The organism is Brachybacterium avium (assembly GCF_002216795.1).
GTDB lineage: Bacteria > Actinomycetota > Actinomycetes > Actinomycetales > Dermabacteraceae > Brachybacterium > Brachybacterium avium.
This window is the reverse complement of sequence record NZ_CP022316.1, coordinates 2,845,171-2,860,125: the sequence shown is the minus strand read 5'-3', so window position 1 is coordinate 2,860,125 and position 14,955 is coordinate 2,845,171. Positions and strand designations below refer to the sequence as shown.

11 protein-coding genes, 2 tRNA genes and 1 pseudogene are annotated in these 14,955 nt (G+C 70.0%); 4 read left to right on the top strand and 10 right to left on the bottom strand.

Annotated elements, in window-relative coordinates:
* Positions 1-10: 10 nt before the first annotated feature.
* The 7 genes and pseudogenes from nrfD to CFK39_RS12785 form a co-directional block, all read right to left on the bottom strand.
* A complete protein-coding gene (gene nrfD, locus CFK39_RS12820; protein ID WP_089065783.1) occupies positions 11-1,126 on the bottom strand; it encodes an NrfD/PsrC family molybdoenzyme membrane anchor subunit in 1,116 nt (371 codons plus the stop codon).
* The gene (locus CFK39_RS12815; protein WP_089065782.1) at positions 1,123-2,124 is read right to left on the bottom strand and encodes a 4Fe-4S dicluster domain-containing protein; all 1,002 of its coding nucleotides are present in this window, start codon (positions 2,122-2,124) and stop codon (positions 1,123-1,125) included. The genes nrfD and CFK39_RS12815 overlap by 4 nt, the downstream gene beginning before the upstream one ends.
* Positions 2,121-5,416 (bottom strand): annotated as a pseudogene (fdnG, locus tag CFK39_RS17205) (formate dehydrogenase-N subunit alpha). The gene CFK39_RS12815 and the pseudogene fdnG overlap by 4 nt, the downstream one beginning before the upstream one ends.
* A gap of 53 nt (positions 5,417-5,469) precedes the next feature.
* A complete protein-coding gene (locus tag CFK39_RS12800) occupies positions 5,470-5,826 on the bottom strand; it encodes a chorismate mutase (RefSeq protein WP_089065780.1) in 357 nt (118 codons plus the stop codon).
* The gene (clpX, locus tag CFK39_RS12795; RefSeq protein ID WP_089065779.1) at positions 5,823-7,163 is read right to left on the bottom strand and encodes an ATP-dependent Clp protease ATP-binding subunit ClpX; all 1,341 of its coding nucleotides are present in this window, start codon (positions 7,161-7,163) and stop codon (positions 5,823-5,825) included. Before clpX ends, CFK39_RS12800 begins: the two co-directional genes overlap by 4 nt.
* Positions 7,164-7,406: 243 nt before the next feature.
* Positions 7,407-8,099: an ATP-dependent Clp protease proteolytic subunit gene (locus CFK39_RS12790; protein ID WP_089065778.1), complete on the bottom strand. Its 693-nt coding sequence runs from the start codon at positions 8,097-8,099 to the stop codon at positions 7,407-7,409.
* A 43-nt stretch (positions 8,100-8,142) separates the two neighbouring features.
* Complete coding sequence (locus CFK39_RS12785) at positions 8,143-8,718, bottom strand: ATP-dependent Clp protease proteolytic subunit (RefSeq protein ID WP_172805707.1); 576 nt, start codon at positions 8,716-8,718, stop codon at positions 8,143-8,145.
* A gap of 455 nt (positions 8,719-9,173) precedes the next feature.
* Between CFK39_RS12785 and CFK39_RS12780 the strand changes: the two genes are divergently transcribed.
* Complete coding sequence (locus CFK39_RS12780) at positions 9,174-10,013, top strand: C40 family peptidase (protein ID WP_089065776.1); 840 nt, start codon at positions 9,174-9,176, stop codon at positions 10,011-10,013.
* A 52-nt stretch (positions 10,014-10,065) separates the two neighbouring features.
* On the opposite strand, the gene CFK39_RS12775 is transcribed toward CFK39_RS12780, so the two are convergent.
* The 3 genes from CFK39_RS12775 to CFK39_RS12765 all read right to left on the bottom strand — a co-directional run bounded on the left by CFK39_RS12775 (position 10,066) and on the right by CFK39_RS12765 (position 12,528).
* The gene (locus tag CFK39_RS12775) at positions 10,066-10,662 is read right to left on the bottom strand and encodes a dihydrofolate reductase family protein (RefSeq protein ID WP_089065775.1); all 597 of its coding nucleotides are present in this window, start codon (positions 10,660-10,662) and stop codon (positions 10,066-10,068) included.
* 127 nt (positions 10,663-10,789) lie between these two features.
* Positions 10,790-12,370 carry a trigger factor gene (gene tig, locus CFK39_RS12770; RefSeq protein WP_089065774.1) on the bottom strand — a complete coding sequence of 527 codons (1,581 nt, stop codon included), beginning with the start codon at positions 12,368-12,370 and terminating at the stop codon, positions 10,790-10,792.
* Between the two features lie 84 nt (positions 12,371-12,454).
* Positions 12,455-12,528 (bottom strand) — tRNA-Pro (locus tag CFK39_RS12765).
* Between the two features lie 138 nt (positions 12,529-12,666).
* Between CFK39_RS12765 and CFK39_RS12760 the strand changes: the two genes are divergently transcribed.
* The 3 genes from CFK39_RS12760 to CFK39_RS12750 all read left to right on the top strand — a co-directional run bounded on the left by CFK39_RS12760 (position 12,667) and on the right by CFK39_RS12750 (position 14,953).
* A tRNA-Gly gene (locus CFK39_RS12760) sits at positions 12,667-12,740 on the top strand.
* A gap of 144 nt (positions 12,741-12,884) precedes the next feature.
* Complete coding sequence (locus CFK39_RS12755; protein WP_089065773.1) at positions 12,885-14,444, top strand: AlkA N-terminal domain-containing protein; 1,560 nt, start codon at positions 12,885-12,887, stop codon at positions 14,442-14,444.
* Positions 14,441-14,953 carry a methylated-DNA--[protein]-cysteine S-methyltransferase gene (locus tag CFK39_RS12750; RefSeq protein ID WP_089065772.1) on the top strand — a complete coding sequence of 171 codons (513 nt, stop codon included), beginning with the start codon at positions 14,441-14,443 and terminating at the stop codon, positions 14,951-14,953. The genes CFK39_RS12755 and CFK39_RS12750 overlap by 4 nt, the downstream gene beginning before the upstream one ends.
* Positions 14,954-14,955: the final 2 nt, after the last annotated feature.

The window sequence follows — 14,955 nt, the reverse complement described above, 5'->3', positions numbered from 1 at the left end:
CGGGCCGGTCTCAGCCGCCGGTGGTGATCGAGTCGTCGGTGATGCCTGCGGCGCGTCGCGCCGCCAGCCGTTCCTTCTGCGGTTCGACGACCCGCCGCGGATCCTTGACGGACTCCAGCCCCGCGTACAGCACCCCGAAGCGGGTCAGCGCAGAGGAGGCCAGCAGCGCGGCGCCGCTGGCCGCGGCGACGTAGCGGTTCCGGCCGCCGAGCACGGCGCCGATGCCGCCGGCGATCGCGAGGCGCTCGGCCCAGGTCAGCAGCGCTCCCGCCCTGCCGGTCTCCAGGGGTTCCGCCTCGAGCGGATGCATCGACTGCTTCATGCGGCGCATGGAGACCACATCGCCCACCACGCCCGCGGTCGCCAGCAGCCGCGCGGGCCGGGTCTCGGCGACCGGGCTGGTGAGCATGGCGCCGCCGCCCGCTGCCAGGCCCGCCGAGGAGACGAAGAGGTAGGAGAGATGGTCCCGACCGGCCTCCCAGGTCGGGACCACGGTGTTGCCCAGCAGCGCTCCCGTGTACGAGGCCAGCAGCGGCGCCAGCACGACCTGGCCCAGCGAGGCCGGTCCTTCCGCGGTGTCCAGGAGCCGGCGCAGGATCCCCAGCGGCAGCCTCCGCCCCGTCATACGATCCACCTCGAGCGCGGCGAGGACCCCGGAGAAGGTCGCGAAGCCGCCCAGGATCCAGCTCCCCAGGCTCATCGGGGAGGTCACCTTCACGGTGCGCATCATGTTGAGGAATCGTTCGGGCCGGCCGAGATCCTCGATCAGGGCGACCGTGCCCGCTCCCACCGCGCCGAGCGCCAGCAGGCGGGAGTTGCGACGCAGCAGCGGGCGCCCGGTGCACTGCGCCCCGAAGGCGAGCAGTCCGGAGCCGCCCGCCACTCCGCCCAGGAAGAGATAGATGGCGATCGGCTCGCGCCACGGCGGCGCCTTGACGATGGGGCGGCCGTAGTACGAGTCGAACTCCCCCGCACGCTGGATCTCGACGTCCTCGACGACGGCCCCCTCCCTGGAGCCGTCCCCCATACCGACCTCGGTGAGGCTGCGGCGTCGACGGCCGCCTCCTCGGCGGCGCCGGCGCGGTGACTGCGGCGGCCGGTCAGCATCGAACTCGCTGATGCTCATCGGCGACCGCCCAGGAACGAGAGCGCGGCCGCTGCCACCATGCCGGCCGCCGCGAGGCCGACCTTCGCATAGCTCGCCGGCAGTGATGCGGTGGGGACCTGCGGATCCGGCGGGAGACCATAGACCTCGGGCTCGTCCAGCAGCAGGAACAGCGAGCCGGTGCCGCCCACGCCGTCCTTCGGGTTCGCTCCGTACAGGCGGGCCTCGGTCATGCCCTGCTCGTGGAGGTCGGCGACCCGGCGCCGCGCATCAGCGGTGAGGTCCGGGTGCTCGCCGAAGGTGATCGACTGGGTGGGGCAGGTCGCGGAGCAGGCGGGCTGCTCGCCGTCGACCAGACGGTCGTGGCACATGGTGCACTTGCTCGCAGTGCCCATCCGGTCGATCTTCTCGTCCCGATTCGCGTGCGGTGAGACGGTGCCGTCGTCACGCCGCTCGATGACGCCGAACGGGCAGGCGCTCACGCAGGTGCCGCAGCCGTTGCAGACGTCCTCCTGGACCACCACGGAGCCGTGCTCGGAGCGGAAGATCGCCCCGGTCGGGCACACGTCCAGGCAGCCGGCGTTGGTGCAGTGCTTGCACACGTCCGAGGACATCAACCAGCGGAACTCGGGGGTGTCCGGGGGCGTGCGGTCCGCGGTCGAGAGATCGCCTGCGGGCGTCGCACCGCGTGGTCCCGAGGTCTTCGGCCCGATCCCGGGCATGCCGAGGCTGACCAGCTTCCGACCCGATTCGCGCGCCTCCTCGATCCGCTCCTGACCCTGTTCGACGAAGGCCACATGGCGCCAGGTGTTCGCCCCGAGCTCCCCGGTGTTGTCGTAGCTGGACCCGAGGATCTCCAGATTGCCGTCGATCGGGTTGCGGTTCCACTCCTTGCACGCCACCTCGCACGCCTTGCAGCCGATGCAGATCGAGGTGTCGGTGAAGAATCCCTTGCGCTCGTGGTCATGGCCCCAGCCGGAATCCGCCGCGGGACCGGCAGGTCCTGAGAGCAGGCTCATCGGTTCCTCATCTCCTTCATCGAGGGCTCGCCGGTGGGGACCGCCTGGGCCTCGTCCGGGCCGCGCACGTGATGCGGCGTCGAGGAGTCGGCAGGACCGGCGCCGGGAGCGCCCGCAGCCCCGTCGACCGCCGGGTGCTCGGCCTCGATCAGACCGGCCCGTCGACGGTATGCCTCCACCAGCTCGCCGCGCTCCGGGCCCCGCGGGCGGCGCCCCGGGATGATCGTGCACGAGTTGTTCTTGCTGTTCTGGATCTGGGTGTTGGCATCGAGGTTCATACCGATCAGGTCGTTGGCCCCGTCCCCTTGGACGAGGGCCTCGGTGCCGCGCCCCCAGTGGAACGGCAGCCCGATCTGGTGGACGGTGCGCTCGCCGACGCGCAACGGCTTCATCCGCTCGGTGACCAGCACCTTGGCCTCGATCGCGCTGCGTGCCGAGATGAGCGTCGCCCAGCCGTAGGGCTCCAGGCCCACCTCCTCGGCCAGTTCCGGCGAGACCTCGCAGTACATCTCCGGCTGCAGCTCGGAGAGATAGGGCAGGAAGCGACTCATCCCCCGGCCGTGTGGTGCTCAGTGATCCGATACGTGGTGAAGATGTACGGGTACACCTCGCCGCCGCGGCTCGAGGCGCCCGGGGAGCTGAGGTTCTCCGGGCTGCGGAAGGTGACCCGGGTGGGGTTGGACTGCTGCGTGTACAGCGGGTTGGGGATGTTCGACTCCGGCGACTCGTAGTGCGTCGGCAGCGGCCCGTCCACCAGACCGGTGGGGGTGAACAGCCAGCCGCGGCCGTCGGCCTGCATGATGAACGCATCCGTCCCCGCGAGCGCTGCCGCCCCGCCCCCGCTCGGATCACCGGGATCGTCCGGACGCTTGGTCAGCGGGAAGTCGGGGACGTCGTGGCCGGTCCAGGCCCCGGCCTCCTCATCCCACCACACCAGCTTCTTCCGCTCGCTCCAGGGCCGGCCCTGGGGATCGGCAGAGGCCCGGTTGTAGAGGATCCGGCGGTTGGCCGGCCAGGCCCATCCCCAGTCGGCGGCGGTCTCGTCCTGGTCCTGACCGGGCGTGCGGCGCCGGGCCTGGTTGATGCCGTCCGCGAAGACACCGGAATAGATCCAGCATCCGCCGTCGGTGGAGCCGTCGCCCTTCATCTCGCCGAAGGAAGACAGCGGCTGTCCCGCCCGTTCGCCCTCCAGATGCCGACCGTTGATCTCGGCGAGCACCGCTTCGGCATCCGGTTCACCGTGTTCACCCACGGGATAGTCCCAGGTCAGTTCCAGGATCGGTCGGTCGCGCGGGTCGGTGGAATCCCGGAGCTTCTCCCGGATCCGCTTACCGAGCTCGTGCATGAACTCCAGGTCGCTCCGGGCGTCGCCCGGCGGTTCGACGGCCTGGTCGCGCCACTGCACCATGCGCTGGGTCTGGGTGAAGGACCCGGCCTTCTCAGTGTGGTTCGCGGCCGGCAGGTAGAACATCTCGGTCGCGATCTGTTCCGGGGTGAGCTCTCCGGACTCGATCTCGGGGCCGTCACGCCAGAAGGTGGCGGACTCGATCATGTAGAAGTCGCGCACCACCATCCACTTCAGCTTCGACATGGCCAGGCGCTGGAGGCGGCCGTTGGCCGAGCCCACGGCCGGGTTCTGCCCGAACAGGAAGTACCCGTCGACCCCTCCCTCGAGCATCCGCATCGTGGTCTGGTAGGTGCCGTGGGCACCGGTCAGCTTGGGCAGGTAGTGATATCCCCAGTCGTTCTCCGCTGTCGCATGCTCTCCCCACCAGGCCTTGAGCAGGTTGACGGTGTAAACATCCGCATCGGCCCAGAAGCCCTTCTGCTCCTTCTTGCCGATCGCCCGGGTGAACTCGGCGAAGTCGTCCTGCCCCACCTTCGGCATCGGCAGGTAGCCGGGCAGGATGTGGTACAGCGTGGGGATGTCCGTGGAGCCCTGGATGGTGGCGTGCCCGCGCAGGGCCATGATCCCGCCGCCGGGACGGCCCATATTGCCCATCAGCAACTGCAGCACCCCGGCGGTGCGGATCATCTGCGCCCCGCCCTGATGCTGGGTCCAGCCCAGCGCGTAGGCGAAGGCCGTGGTCCTCTCCCGTCCGGAGTTCTCGGCGATGGCGGTCGCCAGGTAGGAGAAGTCCTCTGGGGAGATGCCGCAGGTGTCCTGGACCATCTGCGGGGTGTACCGGGCATAGTGGCGCTTCAGGATCTGGAAGACGCTGCGCGGATGCTGCAGGGTCTCGTCCCGCTCCGGCAGTCCCCTTGCGAGCCTCTCCGGGTCTCCCGCATACGCCCATCTGCTGTTGTCGTAGGTGCTGGTCTCCGGGTCGTAGCCGGAGAACAGCCCGTCGAGGTCCTCGGGATCCGCGTACTGCTCGGAGATGATCGTCGAGGCGTTGGTGAACGCCTGGACGTATTCCTTGAAGAACAGCTCGTTGTCGAGCACATGCCTGATCACCCCGCCGAGCAGCACGATGTCGGTGCCGGCGCGGATCGGGATGTGGCGATCAGTGTTCGCCGAGGTGCGCGTGAAGCGAGGATCGACGTGGATGACCCGGGCACCGCGCTTCCTGGCCTCGACCACCCATTGGTAGGCCACCGGATGGGCTTCTGCCATGTTCGAGCCCTCGATGACGATGAGGTCTGCATTGGCGAAGTCCTGCACCGACTGCGTGGCACCGCCACGCCCGAACGAGGCTCCCAGACCGGGAACCGTGGCGGAGTGTCAAATGCGCGCCTGGTTCTCGATCTGTATCGCACCCGCAGCGGTGAAGAACTTCTTGATCAGATAGTTCTCCTCGTTGTCGATGGTGGCGCCGCCGAGGCTGGCGATCCCCATCGCGCGCTTGAGCGGGCGCCCCTGCTCGTCCTCGTCCTCCCAGTGCGCACGGCGAGCTTCGATGAACCGGTCAGCGATCATGTCCATCGCGACGTCCAGCTCGAGATCCTCCCACTGGGTCGCGTAGGGACGCCGGTAGCGCACCTTCGTCTGCCGCAGATAAGAGTTCGCCAGCTGTTGGCTCGCCGCCCCCTTGGGGCACAGACGGCCGCGGGACACCGGGGAGTCCGGGTTCCCCTCGATCTGGATGACCCGCCCGTCCTTGTGGAAGACCCGTTGCCCGCAGCCGACGGCGCAGTACGGGCAGATGCTGTCCGCCACCCCGTCGGCAGTGACGGTGCGCGGGACGATGTCGCGGGTCGTCGCCGACGTGACCGCGGTGCCGCGTCCGGTCGGATCCGCCCCGCGAAGCTGCCGGATCACCGGCCAGTCGAGGAACGTGAGGCGTGCCATAGGGGCATGCTATCAGCGCTGCTCTGCACCGTGGCGGAGACGGTGCCGAGCTGTCAGCTGCGGTTCGCCTCCTCGTCACCGCCGTCGCGGATCCGCTCGTGATGGCGGATCACCTCGGTGACGATGAAGCGCAGGAAAGCCTCGGCGAAGGTGGGATCCAGCCCGGCCTGGTCAGCCAGCTCCCTCAGATGGGCGATCTGCTCCTGCTCGCGCGACTGATCCGCTGGCGGGAGTCCGTGCGCGGCCTTGAGCTGGCCGACCCGCTGTGTGTGGGAGAAGCGCTCGGCGAGCAGATGGACCAGCGCAGCATCGATGTTGTCGATGCTGCGGCGCTCCTCCGCCAGCAGCTGCCTGGCCCGTTCCACGTTCTGTGCGCGCTGCTCGGAATCGGTCGCGTCCGCGAGCGTCATGCGGAGCGCTCCTGGCGGCCGCGCCCGCTCTCCGAGTCGGCGTCCTTGCCGGTGAGGATCATCGGGGCCCGGCCTTCAGCGACCACGCCCTCGGTGATGACGACCTTGACCACGTCATCGCGTGAGGGGACCTCGAACATCACCGGCTGGAGGGCCTCCTCGAGGATCGCCCGCAGCCCGCGGGCGCCGGTCTCCCGCTCGATCGCCTTGTCGGCGACCGCCTCCAGCGCGCTGCGCTCGAAGTCGAGCTCGACGCCGTCCAGCGCGAACATCTTCTGGAACTGCTTCACCAGTGCGTTGCGCGGCTCGGTGAGGATGGTGATCAGGGCGTCGCGGTCCAGATTCGCGACGCTGGAGATCACCGGCAGGCGGCCGATGAACTCGGGGATCAGCCCGAACTTCAGCAGGTCCTCCGGCAGCAGCTTGCCGTAGAGCTGCTCCTGGGCGAGCGGCGAGTGCAGCTCCGAGCCGAAGCCGATGCCGCGCTTGCCGATCCTGTGGCCGATGATCTCCTCGATGCCGGCGAAGGCACCCGCGACGATGAACAGGACGTTCGTGGTGTCGATCTGGATGAACTCCTGGTGGGGATGCTTGCGCCCACCCTGCGGCGGCACCGCGGCGACCGTGCCCTCGAGGATCTTCAGCAGCGCCTGCTGCACCCCCTCCCCGGAGACGTCCCGGGTGATCGACGGGTTCTCGGACTTGCGCCCGATCTTGTCGATCTCGTCGATGTAGATGATGCCGCGCTCTGCCTTCTTGACGTCGTAGTCCGCGGCCTGCAGCAGCTTGAGCAGGATGTTCTCGACATCCTCGCCGACATATCCGGCTTCGGTGAGCGCAGTCGCATCGGCCATCGCGAAGGGGACGTCGAGCATCCGCGCCAGCGTCTGAGCGAGATAGGTCTTGCCGCACCCGGTGGGGCCCACCAGCATCACGTTGGACTTGGCGACCTCGATGCCGTCATCCTCGGTGCCGGCCTCCTCGGCCAGGGCCGAGGCGGCGCTCCTGGCCGGACCGGACGGCTGCTCCGCATCCTGGGCGCGGACCCGCTTGTAGTGGTTGTAGACGGCGACCGAGAGCGCACGCTTGGCGGGCTCCTGCCCGACGACGTACTCCTCGAGGAAGTCGAAGATCTCGCGCGGGGCGGGAAGCGGCTCCTGCTCCTGCGAGGCGGGCTGGGCGGCCTGGATCTCCTCGGCGATGATCTCGTTGCACAGCTCGATGCACTCTTCGCAGATATACACCCCGGGGCCGGAGATCAGCCGCTCGACCTGCTTCTGCGACTTCCCGCAGAAGGAGCATTTGAACACGTCGGCCCCATCGCTCGTACGCGCCATGTCCGTGTCCTCTCGTCAGGCCGTCAGCAGTGCTCTGCGCAGCTCCCGCGGGAACGTCCCGGGGCCCTGCGAACCCCCACTACGGTATCGCGGGGAACTGCCCGATCACGGGAGGCGACGCGTCGGGGGCGGCGCGTCCCGCACCGGGCGACCGTCCGCGTCGATGATGTCGCGCACCGGCGAGGACGGGGTACGACCGCGCCGCTGCGGACAGGCTCCGGGCCTGCCCGCAGCGGCACCGGGTCACTTCGAGATCTGGGCGGCAGGAGCCTTGCGGGACTCCAGCACCTGATCGATCATCCCGTACTCGAGCGCGGACTTCGCGGTGAGGATGTTGTCGCGCTCGATCTCCTTGCTGACCTGCTCCTTGGTGCGACCGGAGTGGAATGCCAGCGTCTCCTCGAGCCATTCGCGCATGCGCATGATCTCGTTCGCCTGGATCTCCAGGTCGGAGGCCTGGCCGCCACCGCCCTCGCCGCCCATGGCCGGCTGGTGGATGAGGATCCGGGCATTGGGCAGCGCGAGCCGCTTCCCCGGCGCGCCGGCGGCCAGCAGCACCGCGGCGGCCGAGGCGGCCTGGCCGAGGCACACGGTGGTGACCTCGGGCTTGATGTACTGCATCGTGTCGTAGATGGCGGTCAGCGCGGTGAAGGAGCCGCCGGGGCTGTTGATGTAGAGGGTGATGTCGCGGTCCGGGTCCTGGGACTCCAGGACCAGCAGCTGGGCCATGACATCGTCGGCCGAGGCGTCGTCGACCTGGACGCCCAGGAAGATGATGCGGTCCTCGAACAGCTTGGTGTAGGGGTCCTGGCGCTTCATGCCGTAGGCGGTGCGCTCCTCGTACTGCGGGAGCACGTAGCGCGAGCTGGGCATCGGGGCCAGGCGGCCCGCCTGGGCGGTCGGCAGCGCGCCGAGGGTGCGGGGATCGAAGGTCACAGGGTCTCCTTGCGTGAAGGGCGGTCGGTGAATGCCGGGGCGGTCACTCGGCGGTGCCGCCACCGCCGGTGACATCACCGGAGCCGCTGACGATCTTGTCGATGAAGCCGTACTCGAGCGCCTCGGTGGCGGTGAACCACTTGTCACGGTCGGAGTCGGCGGTGATCTGCTCGACGCTCTTGTCGGTCTGCTCCGCGATCAGCTCCGCGAGGGTGCGCTTCATGGACAGGATCAGCTCCGCCTGGATCTTGATGTCCGTGGCGGTGCCGCCCAGGCCGCCCAGCGGCTGGTGCATCAGCACCCGCGTGTGCGGGGTGGCGTAGCGCTTGCCCTTGGTGCCGGAGGAGAGAAGGAACTGCCCCATCGACGCGGCCATGCCCATGCCGACCGTCACCACGTCCGGCTTGACGAACTGCATGGTGTCGTAGATGGCCATGCCGGCGGTGATCGAACCACCGGGGCTGTTGATGTAGAGGTAGATGTCCTTGTCGGGATCCTCCGCCGCGAGCAGCAGCAGCTTCGAGCAGATGGCGTTGGCGTTCTCATCGCGCACCTCCGAGCCGAGCCACACGATGCGCTCGCGCAGCAGGCGCTGATAGACGTTGTCGTCCAGTCCCATCGGGGTGTCGCCGGCCGCATTGCGGGGCGGGGAGGTCTGAGTGCTCTGCGAGGACACGGGGTCTCCTTCATGCCGGAATTCGCTGATGGGTCGACTCTAGGCGCTGGGCGGTCCCCGCACGGGCCCTGTTCGCCGCAGGCGCACTGCGCCGGACCCCTCCGGCGCCGCTCCACCCTCGCGTCCACCATGCGCTGTCGCGCCCGCCGGTGTGCGTCACCCCTCGCTGCTTCGTCAAGTCATGGTGCGATCAGGTCACGGAGGAACCCGATGCGTAAAGACCGTCAAAAATCAACGGTCGGGCTCTGCCAAGCCCGCAGACCTCCAGCACCTCCTGCTCCTACGGTGGTCACATCGCCACGACATCGATGGTCACAGACCACGGCACCTGTGGCCCCGAGCATCCAGCAGTACATCCCCGGCCCCTGGCCGGGACCGGAAGGAACGAACCGCACATCATGGCTCAGAACAACACTCACCGCCTCGCCGGCCGCGCCCAGCTCCCGACCCACCACGCGCAGCGCGCGGCGCGAGGCCTCGGCGGAGCAGCCGTCCTCGGCGGCGTCGTCCTCGGAACTGCTTTCACCGGTGGTGCGGCGCAGGCCGCCCCCGCCGCCCCGGCAGCCCCGGTGGCTCCGGCCGCGAGTGTCCCCGCGATCCAGGCCGCTCCCGCCGCGCCGTCGATCGTCGCCCCGGCGGCCGTCCTCGACTCCTCGCAGAAGCTCCGCTGGGGCTCCCGCGGCGGTGCGGTCCAGGATCTGCAGTCCGCGCTCAACGATCACGGTGCGAACCTCTCCGTCGACGGCGTCTTCGGCCCCCGCACCCACTCCGCGGTGAAGAGCTACCAGTCCTCCAACGGCCTCCTGGTCGACGGTGTCGTCGGCCCGCAGACCCGCGGCGCGCTCAACGGTGCCGGCGTCTCCACCGGCGGTGCCTCGGTCTCCACCTCCTCCTCGAGCTCCTCGAGCTCGAGCAGCTCGATCGTGAACGCCGCCCGCTCCGCCCTCGGCACCCGGTACAGCTGGGGCGGCTCCTCGCTCAGCGGCATGGACTGCTCCGGCCTGGTCAACTACGCCTATCAGGCCGCCGGCATCAACCTCCCGCGCACCTCCGGCCAGATCGCCAACGGCGGCCGCTCGATCTCGCAGTCCCAGGCCCAGCCCGGTGACATCGTGAGCTGGCCCGGGCACGTCGCGATCTACGCCGGCAACGGCCAGATCATCGACGCCTCCGGCTCCAAGCAGCGCGTCGTCGAGCGCGGCATCTGGGGCAACCCCAGCTTCGTGTCCTACCGCTGAGCCACCTCAGCGTTCCCGGTCGGCCCGGCTCCCAGGGGGAGCCGGGCCGCTCTCATGCCCGCTCCGGTCGACGCGGGCGGTAGATCCTGCCGAGGCCCAGCTCGGCTCCGGGAATGGGGCCGGCCGGCTCCCACTGCACACGGCGCCCCCCGGGCACGTCGAAGACGCGCGTGCCGTCCCCCAGCATCACTGGGGCGCTGAACATCTGCAGCTCATCGATGAGGTCGTGCTCCAGGGCCTGCCTGGCGAGGTCTGCGCTGATGATCTGGACGTCCCTGCCGGCCGCGAGCTCCTTCGCCCGCCGCACGGCCTCCACGATGCTCACATCCAGCGCGGTGACCGCGGGGTCGTCCGCGAGCTCCTCCGGCCGATGGGTCAGCACGATCTCGATCCCGGAGAAGGCGCCTCCGTAGGCCTCGGCGGTGAGCTCGTCCCGCACGCTTGCCTGTGCCCGGGCGGCGTCGTAGCCACGACGTCCCGAGAGGATGACACCGACGGCCGCGGCGAGCCGTGCGACCACGGCCCCATCCGTCCTCGGGCCGCTCTCGAGCCAGGACATGTCGTGATCGGGGCCGGTGAGGAAGCCGTCCAACGAAGCGGTGAAGCCCCAGGTGACCTTGCCTGCGGTGGGGATGGTCGATGTTGCCATGGAAACCTCCGGCGACGGGTCCGCGGAGCGTCAGTCCGGGGAGACGAGTCTTCCACCGACGACGGCGGGCCGCCTCCCCGAAGGGTGACGACCCGCCGTCATGCTGCGCCCTCGAGAGGGCGGAGGTTCACTTGCTCTCGGTCGCCTCGTCGGACTCGGCCTTCTTGGCCGGGGTCTTCTTGGCAGGAGCCTTCTTGGCCGGAGCCTTCTTCGCCGGCTTCTCCTCGGCGGCATCCGCCTCGGCAGCAGCCTTCTTCGCCGGAGCCTTCTTGGCCGGGGCCTTCTTGGCCTTCGGCTTCTCCTCGGCGGCGTCCGCCTCGTCGGCGGCAGCGGCCTTCTTCGCCGGGGCCTTCTTCTTCGCGGGGGCCTTCTTCGCCGGCGCCTTCTCGGCGGGCTCGTCCTCGGCCGTCGCGTCCTCCGCCTCGGCGTCGTCGCCCTCGGCCTTCAGGCCCAGGTCGAGGAGGTCACCGGCGGCGTTCTTCACGATGACGTCCGCGAGGACGACGTCGAGCGCCTTGGAGCGCTGGACCTCGGAGAAGATCTGCTCGAGCTGACCGGACTGCGCCAGCATCTGCAGCAGCTGGTTGGACTCGATGCCGTACTGCGCCGAGAGCTGGGACATGTAGTTCATCAGATCGCTCTGGTCGACCTGCACCTCGCGGGTCCCGTTGATCTCGTCGAGCAGGAACTGCGCACGGACGGCCTTCTCGGTGTCCTCGCGGATCTCCTCGCCGTGCTCGTCGCCGGCCTCCTTGCCCTCGTTCTCGAGGTGGGAGAGAATCTCGTCCTCCACCAGCTGCTCGGGGACGGGGATCTCGAGCTCCTCGAGGAGCTTCTCGAGCAGGGCGTTGCGGGCCAGCGCCACACGATTGCCCTCGGCGTCGGCCGCGGCCTGCTGCTTCAAGTCGTCCTTGAGCTCGTCGATGGTGTCGAACTCGGACGCCATCTCGGCGAACTCATCGTCGGCCTCGGGCAGCTCGCGCACCTTCACGGACTGCGCGGTGACCTTGACCTGCGCCTTCTCGCCCGCACGGTCGCCGCCGGCGAGCTCGGACTCGAAGGTGGTGGTCTCCTCGGCGGAGAGGCCGATGAGCGCCTCGTCGAGGCCCTCGAGCATGTTGCCCTCACCGATCTGGTAGGACACGCCCTCGACGGACTCGATCTCCTCGTCCTCGATGGTCGCGACCATGTCGAGGGAGACGAAATCGCCGTCGGCGGCGGGACGCTCCACGCCCACCAGCGTGCCGAAGCGCTCGCGCAGCTCGGTCAGGCGCACCTCCACGGCGTCCTCATCGACCTCGGGCTCCTCGATCTCGACCTCGTAGGTCGAGAATTCGGGCAGCGCGATCTCGGGACGCACGTCCTGCTCGACGGTGAAGAGGAGGTTGCCCTCCTCGGAGCCGTCCAGGCCGGGGACCTCGGCGACCTCGACCTCGGGGCGGCCGACGGGCTTGATCTCCGCCTCGGCGGCGGCCTGCTGGTAGAAGTCGGGCAGGGCGTCGTTGACGGCCTCCTGCATGATCGCGGGGCGGCCGAAGCGCTGCTCGACGAGCTTGGAGGGGACCTTGCCCTTGCGGAAGCCCGGGATCTGCACCTGATCGGCGATCTTCTTGGTGGCGGCCTCCACGGCCGGCTTGAGCTCGTCGAAAGGCACCTCGACGGTGAGCTTCACCCGGGTCGGGCTGAGCTTCTCGGACTCGGTCTTCACTGGTCAGGTCTCCCTAAGGATGGACATCGAATGGACGTTTCTCACGGCGCCCCGGGGCTCGCCCGGTGGCGACCCGTGGCGGAGTCGGGGTGACAGGATTTGAACCTGCGACTTCCCGCTCCCAAAGCGGGTGCTCTACCAAGCTGAGCTACACCCCGGAGGGCAACCCACGGAATATTACCCGTTCCCCGTGCGCGGTGCGGGGGTGGAGACGGCACGCTGTGAGCAGATGCATGTCGACTGCACCACTGCGGATGTGCCCCGAGGCCGCTGATCTGGTTCAATGGTGCCGCAACGCGGGCGTAGCTCAATGGTAGAGCCTCAGTCTTCCAAACTGATTACGCGGGTTCGATTCCCGTCGCCCGCTCCAGATGAGCGGAGAAGCCGCGGCCCCCGGGGGCCGCGGCTTCTCCGCTTCCCGAACGGCGCAACCTCGAGCGCAGCGGGCCCGATCCCGGACCGCACTGTCCGAATCCCGCTGGTGCCGGGGGCTGCGACACGGTTCACTGGTCTCATGGCCGAGATGAACGACGACGAGCGCTACGCCGCGATCCGTGCCCGTGACGCACGCTTCGACGGGATGTTCTTCACCTGTGTGCGCTCCACCGCGATCTTCTGCCGCCCCTCCTGCCCCTCCCGCACGCCCGGCCGGGACCGGGTCGAGTTCGCCCCCAGCGCCGCCGCCGCGGTCGAGCGCGGCTATCGGGCCTGCAAGCGCTGCGGACCGCTGGCGCCACCGGGAGAGGACGGCGGCGGTCCGGCGGACCAGCTGGCCCTCCGGGCTCTCGCACTCATCCACGGCGGAGCGCTGGACCCCGGCCCGGACCGGAGCGCATCAGTGAGCGGCCTCGCCGCTGCCCTGCACGTGAGCGAACGGACCCTGCACCGGTCCCTGGTGGCCCGCACCGGCACCGGCGCGGTCGCGCACGCCCGTATGGCCCGGGCCCGCCGTGCCCATGAGCTGCTGCGCTCCACCTCCTGGCCGATCGCCGATATCGCGACGGCGGCCGGTTTCGGCAGCGAGCGGCAGCTGCATGAGACCGTCAGCCGGATCTACGGTCGCGCGCCGTCGACGATCCGTGAGCACGCCGCTCTGCGACGCGGGGCGGCAGACCCGCCCGGGACGGGCGGGCAGGCGGGTGGGGAGCTGGGAGGCGACGGGACGGACGGTGCCGCGCTGGTCCGCTCCGAGCTGGCTGTGCGCCGCCCCTTCGACGGGGAGGGGCTGGCGGACTGGTTCGCGGCCCGGGCGCTGCCCGGTGTCGAGCACGTCGACGGTCTGCTCTGGCAGCGAGCGGTCCGCCTCCCCCACGGTCCCGCTGTGCTGGAGGTCGACCTCGCACCACGGGCGGGGCCGCTGCCGCTGACGGTGCGTCTGGCAGATCTGCGCGACTATGCCGCGGCGGTCGCCACCACCCGGCGGATGCTGGACCTGGACGCGGACCCCCGCGGCATCGATGCCGGGCTGCGCCGGGCGATGCCGGCCCTGGCACCCCTGGTCGAGGCCCGGCCGGGGGTGCGCATCCCCGGCACGCCGACCCTCGCCGAGGCGCTGCTGTGGGCGATCGTCGGCCAGCAGATCAGCACCACCCGTGCCCGCGCCCTGCTCGAGGGTGCCACGGATCTCGCCGGGACCGCGCTGCCGACCGCGCTGCGCACCGAGCACATCCACCGGCTCGCGATCTCCCCGGCCGAGGCAGGAGCCCGGGCCGAGGAATGGTTCCGGGGCCCGGGCGCTCGGCGGCGCACCCTGACCACCGCGCTCACCGATCCTCCGGATCCCTCTCTCCCCGCGGCCGAGCTGCGCACGCAGCTGCTGGCGATCCGCGGGATCGGCCCATGGACCGCCGACTACGCCCTGCTGCGCGGCGCTCGGGCCGTCGACGTGGCACCCGCCCGGGACGTGGCGCTGCTCGCGGTGGCGCGCGCCCTCGACCTCGCCGTGGACTTCGCCGCCCTGGACGACGTGCTCGGCGCCGCCTCGCCCTGGCGCAGCTACGCGGTGATGCAGCTGTGGCACCACCGCGGCTCACTGCCCGCAGACCAGCGCACCCTGAGGAAGGACCGCTCATGACTCCCCCGCCCGTCGACCCCGCCCGTTCCCACCGTCTGCTCGACACCCGGCTGGGCTCCTACGTGCTGGCGGCAGGTGCTGACGGCCTCGTCGGCGTCTGGCGCCGGGACCAGAAGCACTTCCCGCAGGAGTCGCGACTTGGTCCCAGCGCCACCGGCGCCCATGCCGTCCTCGACGACGCGGAGCGCCAGCTGCAGGAATACCTCGCCGGCACTCGCGAGGAGTTCATGCTGCCGCTGGCCGCCGAAGGCACGGAGTTCCAGCACGCGGTCTGGGACCACCTCCTGACGATCCCCCGCGGCACCACCACCACCTACGGGCAGATCGCGCGGGCGCTGGACCGGCCCCGCGCCGCCCAGGCCGTCGGTGCGGCGGTGGGCTCGAACCCGCTGTCGATCGTGGTGCCCTGCCACCGGGTGGTCGGCAGCACCGGGGCGCTGACCGGATACGCCGGAGGGATCGACACGAAGCAGGCTCTGCTGCTCCTCGAGGGCGCCCTGCTCGCGTGACA

Bases quoted from the DNA above. Each gene is read 5' to 3' on its own strand.
- CFK39_RS12775 (WP_089065775.1), bottom strand. From the start codon at position 10,662: ATGGCAACATCGACCATCCCCACCGCAGGCAAGGTCACCTGGGGCTTC.
- CFK39_RS12780 (WP_089065776.1), top strand. From the start codon at position 9,174: ATGGCTCAGAACAACACTCACCGCCTCGCCGGCCGCGCCCAGCTCCCG.
- CFK39_RS12785 (WP_172805707.1), bottom strand. From the start codon at position 8,718: ATGGGACTGGACGACAACGTCTATCAGCGCCTGCTGCGCGAGCGCATC.
- CFK39_RS12755 (WP_089065773.1), top strand. From the start codon at position 12,885: ATGGCCGAGATGAACGACGACGAGCGCTACGCCGCGATCCGTGCCCGT.
- nrfD (WP_089065783.1), bottom strand. From the start codon at position 1,126: ATGAGCATCAGCGAGTTCGATGCTGACCGGCCGCCGCAGTCACCGCGC.
- clpX (WP_089065779.1), bottom strand. From the start codon at position 7,163: ATGGCGCGTACGAGCGATGGGGCCGACGTGTTCAAATGCTCCTTCTGC.
- CFK39_RS12800 (WP_089065780.1), bottom strand. From the start codon at position 5,826: ATGACGCTCGCGGACGCGACCGATTCCGAGCAGCGCGCACAGAACGTG.
- CFK39_RS12815 (WP_089065782.1), bottom strand. From the start codon at position 2,124: ATGAGCCTGCTCTCAGGACCTGCCGGTCCCGCGGCGGATTCCGGCTGG.
- CFK39_RS12750 (WP_089065772.1), top strand. From the start codon at position 14,441: ATGACTCCCCCGCCCGTCGACCCCGCCCGTTCCCACCGTCTGCTCGAC.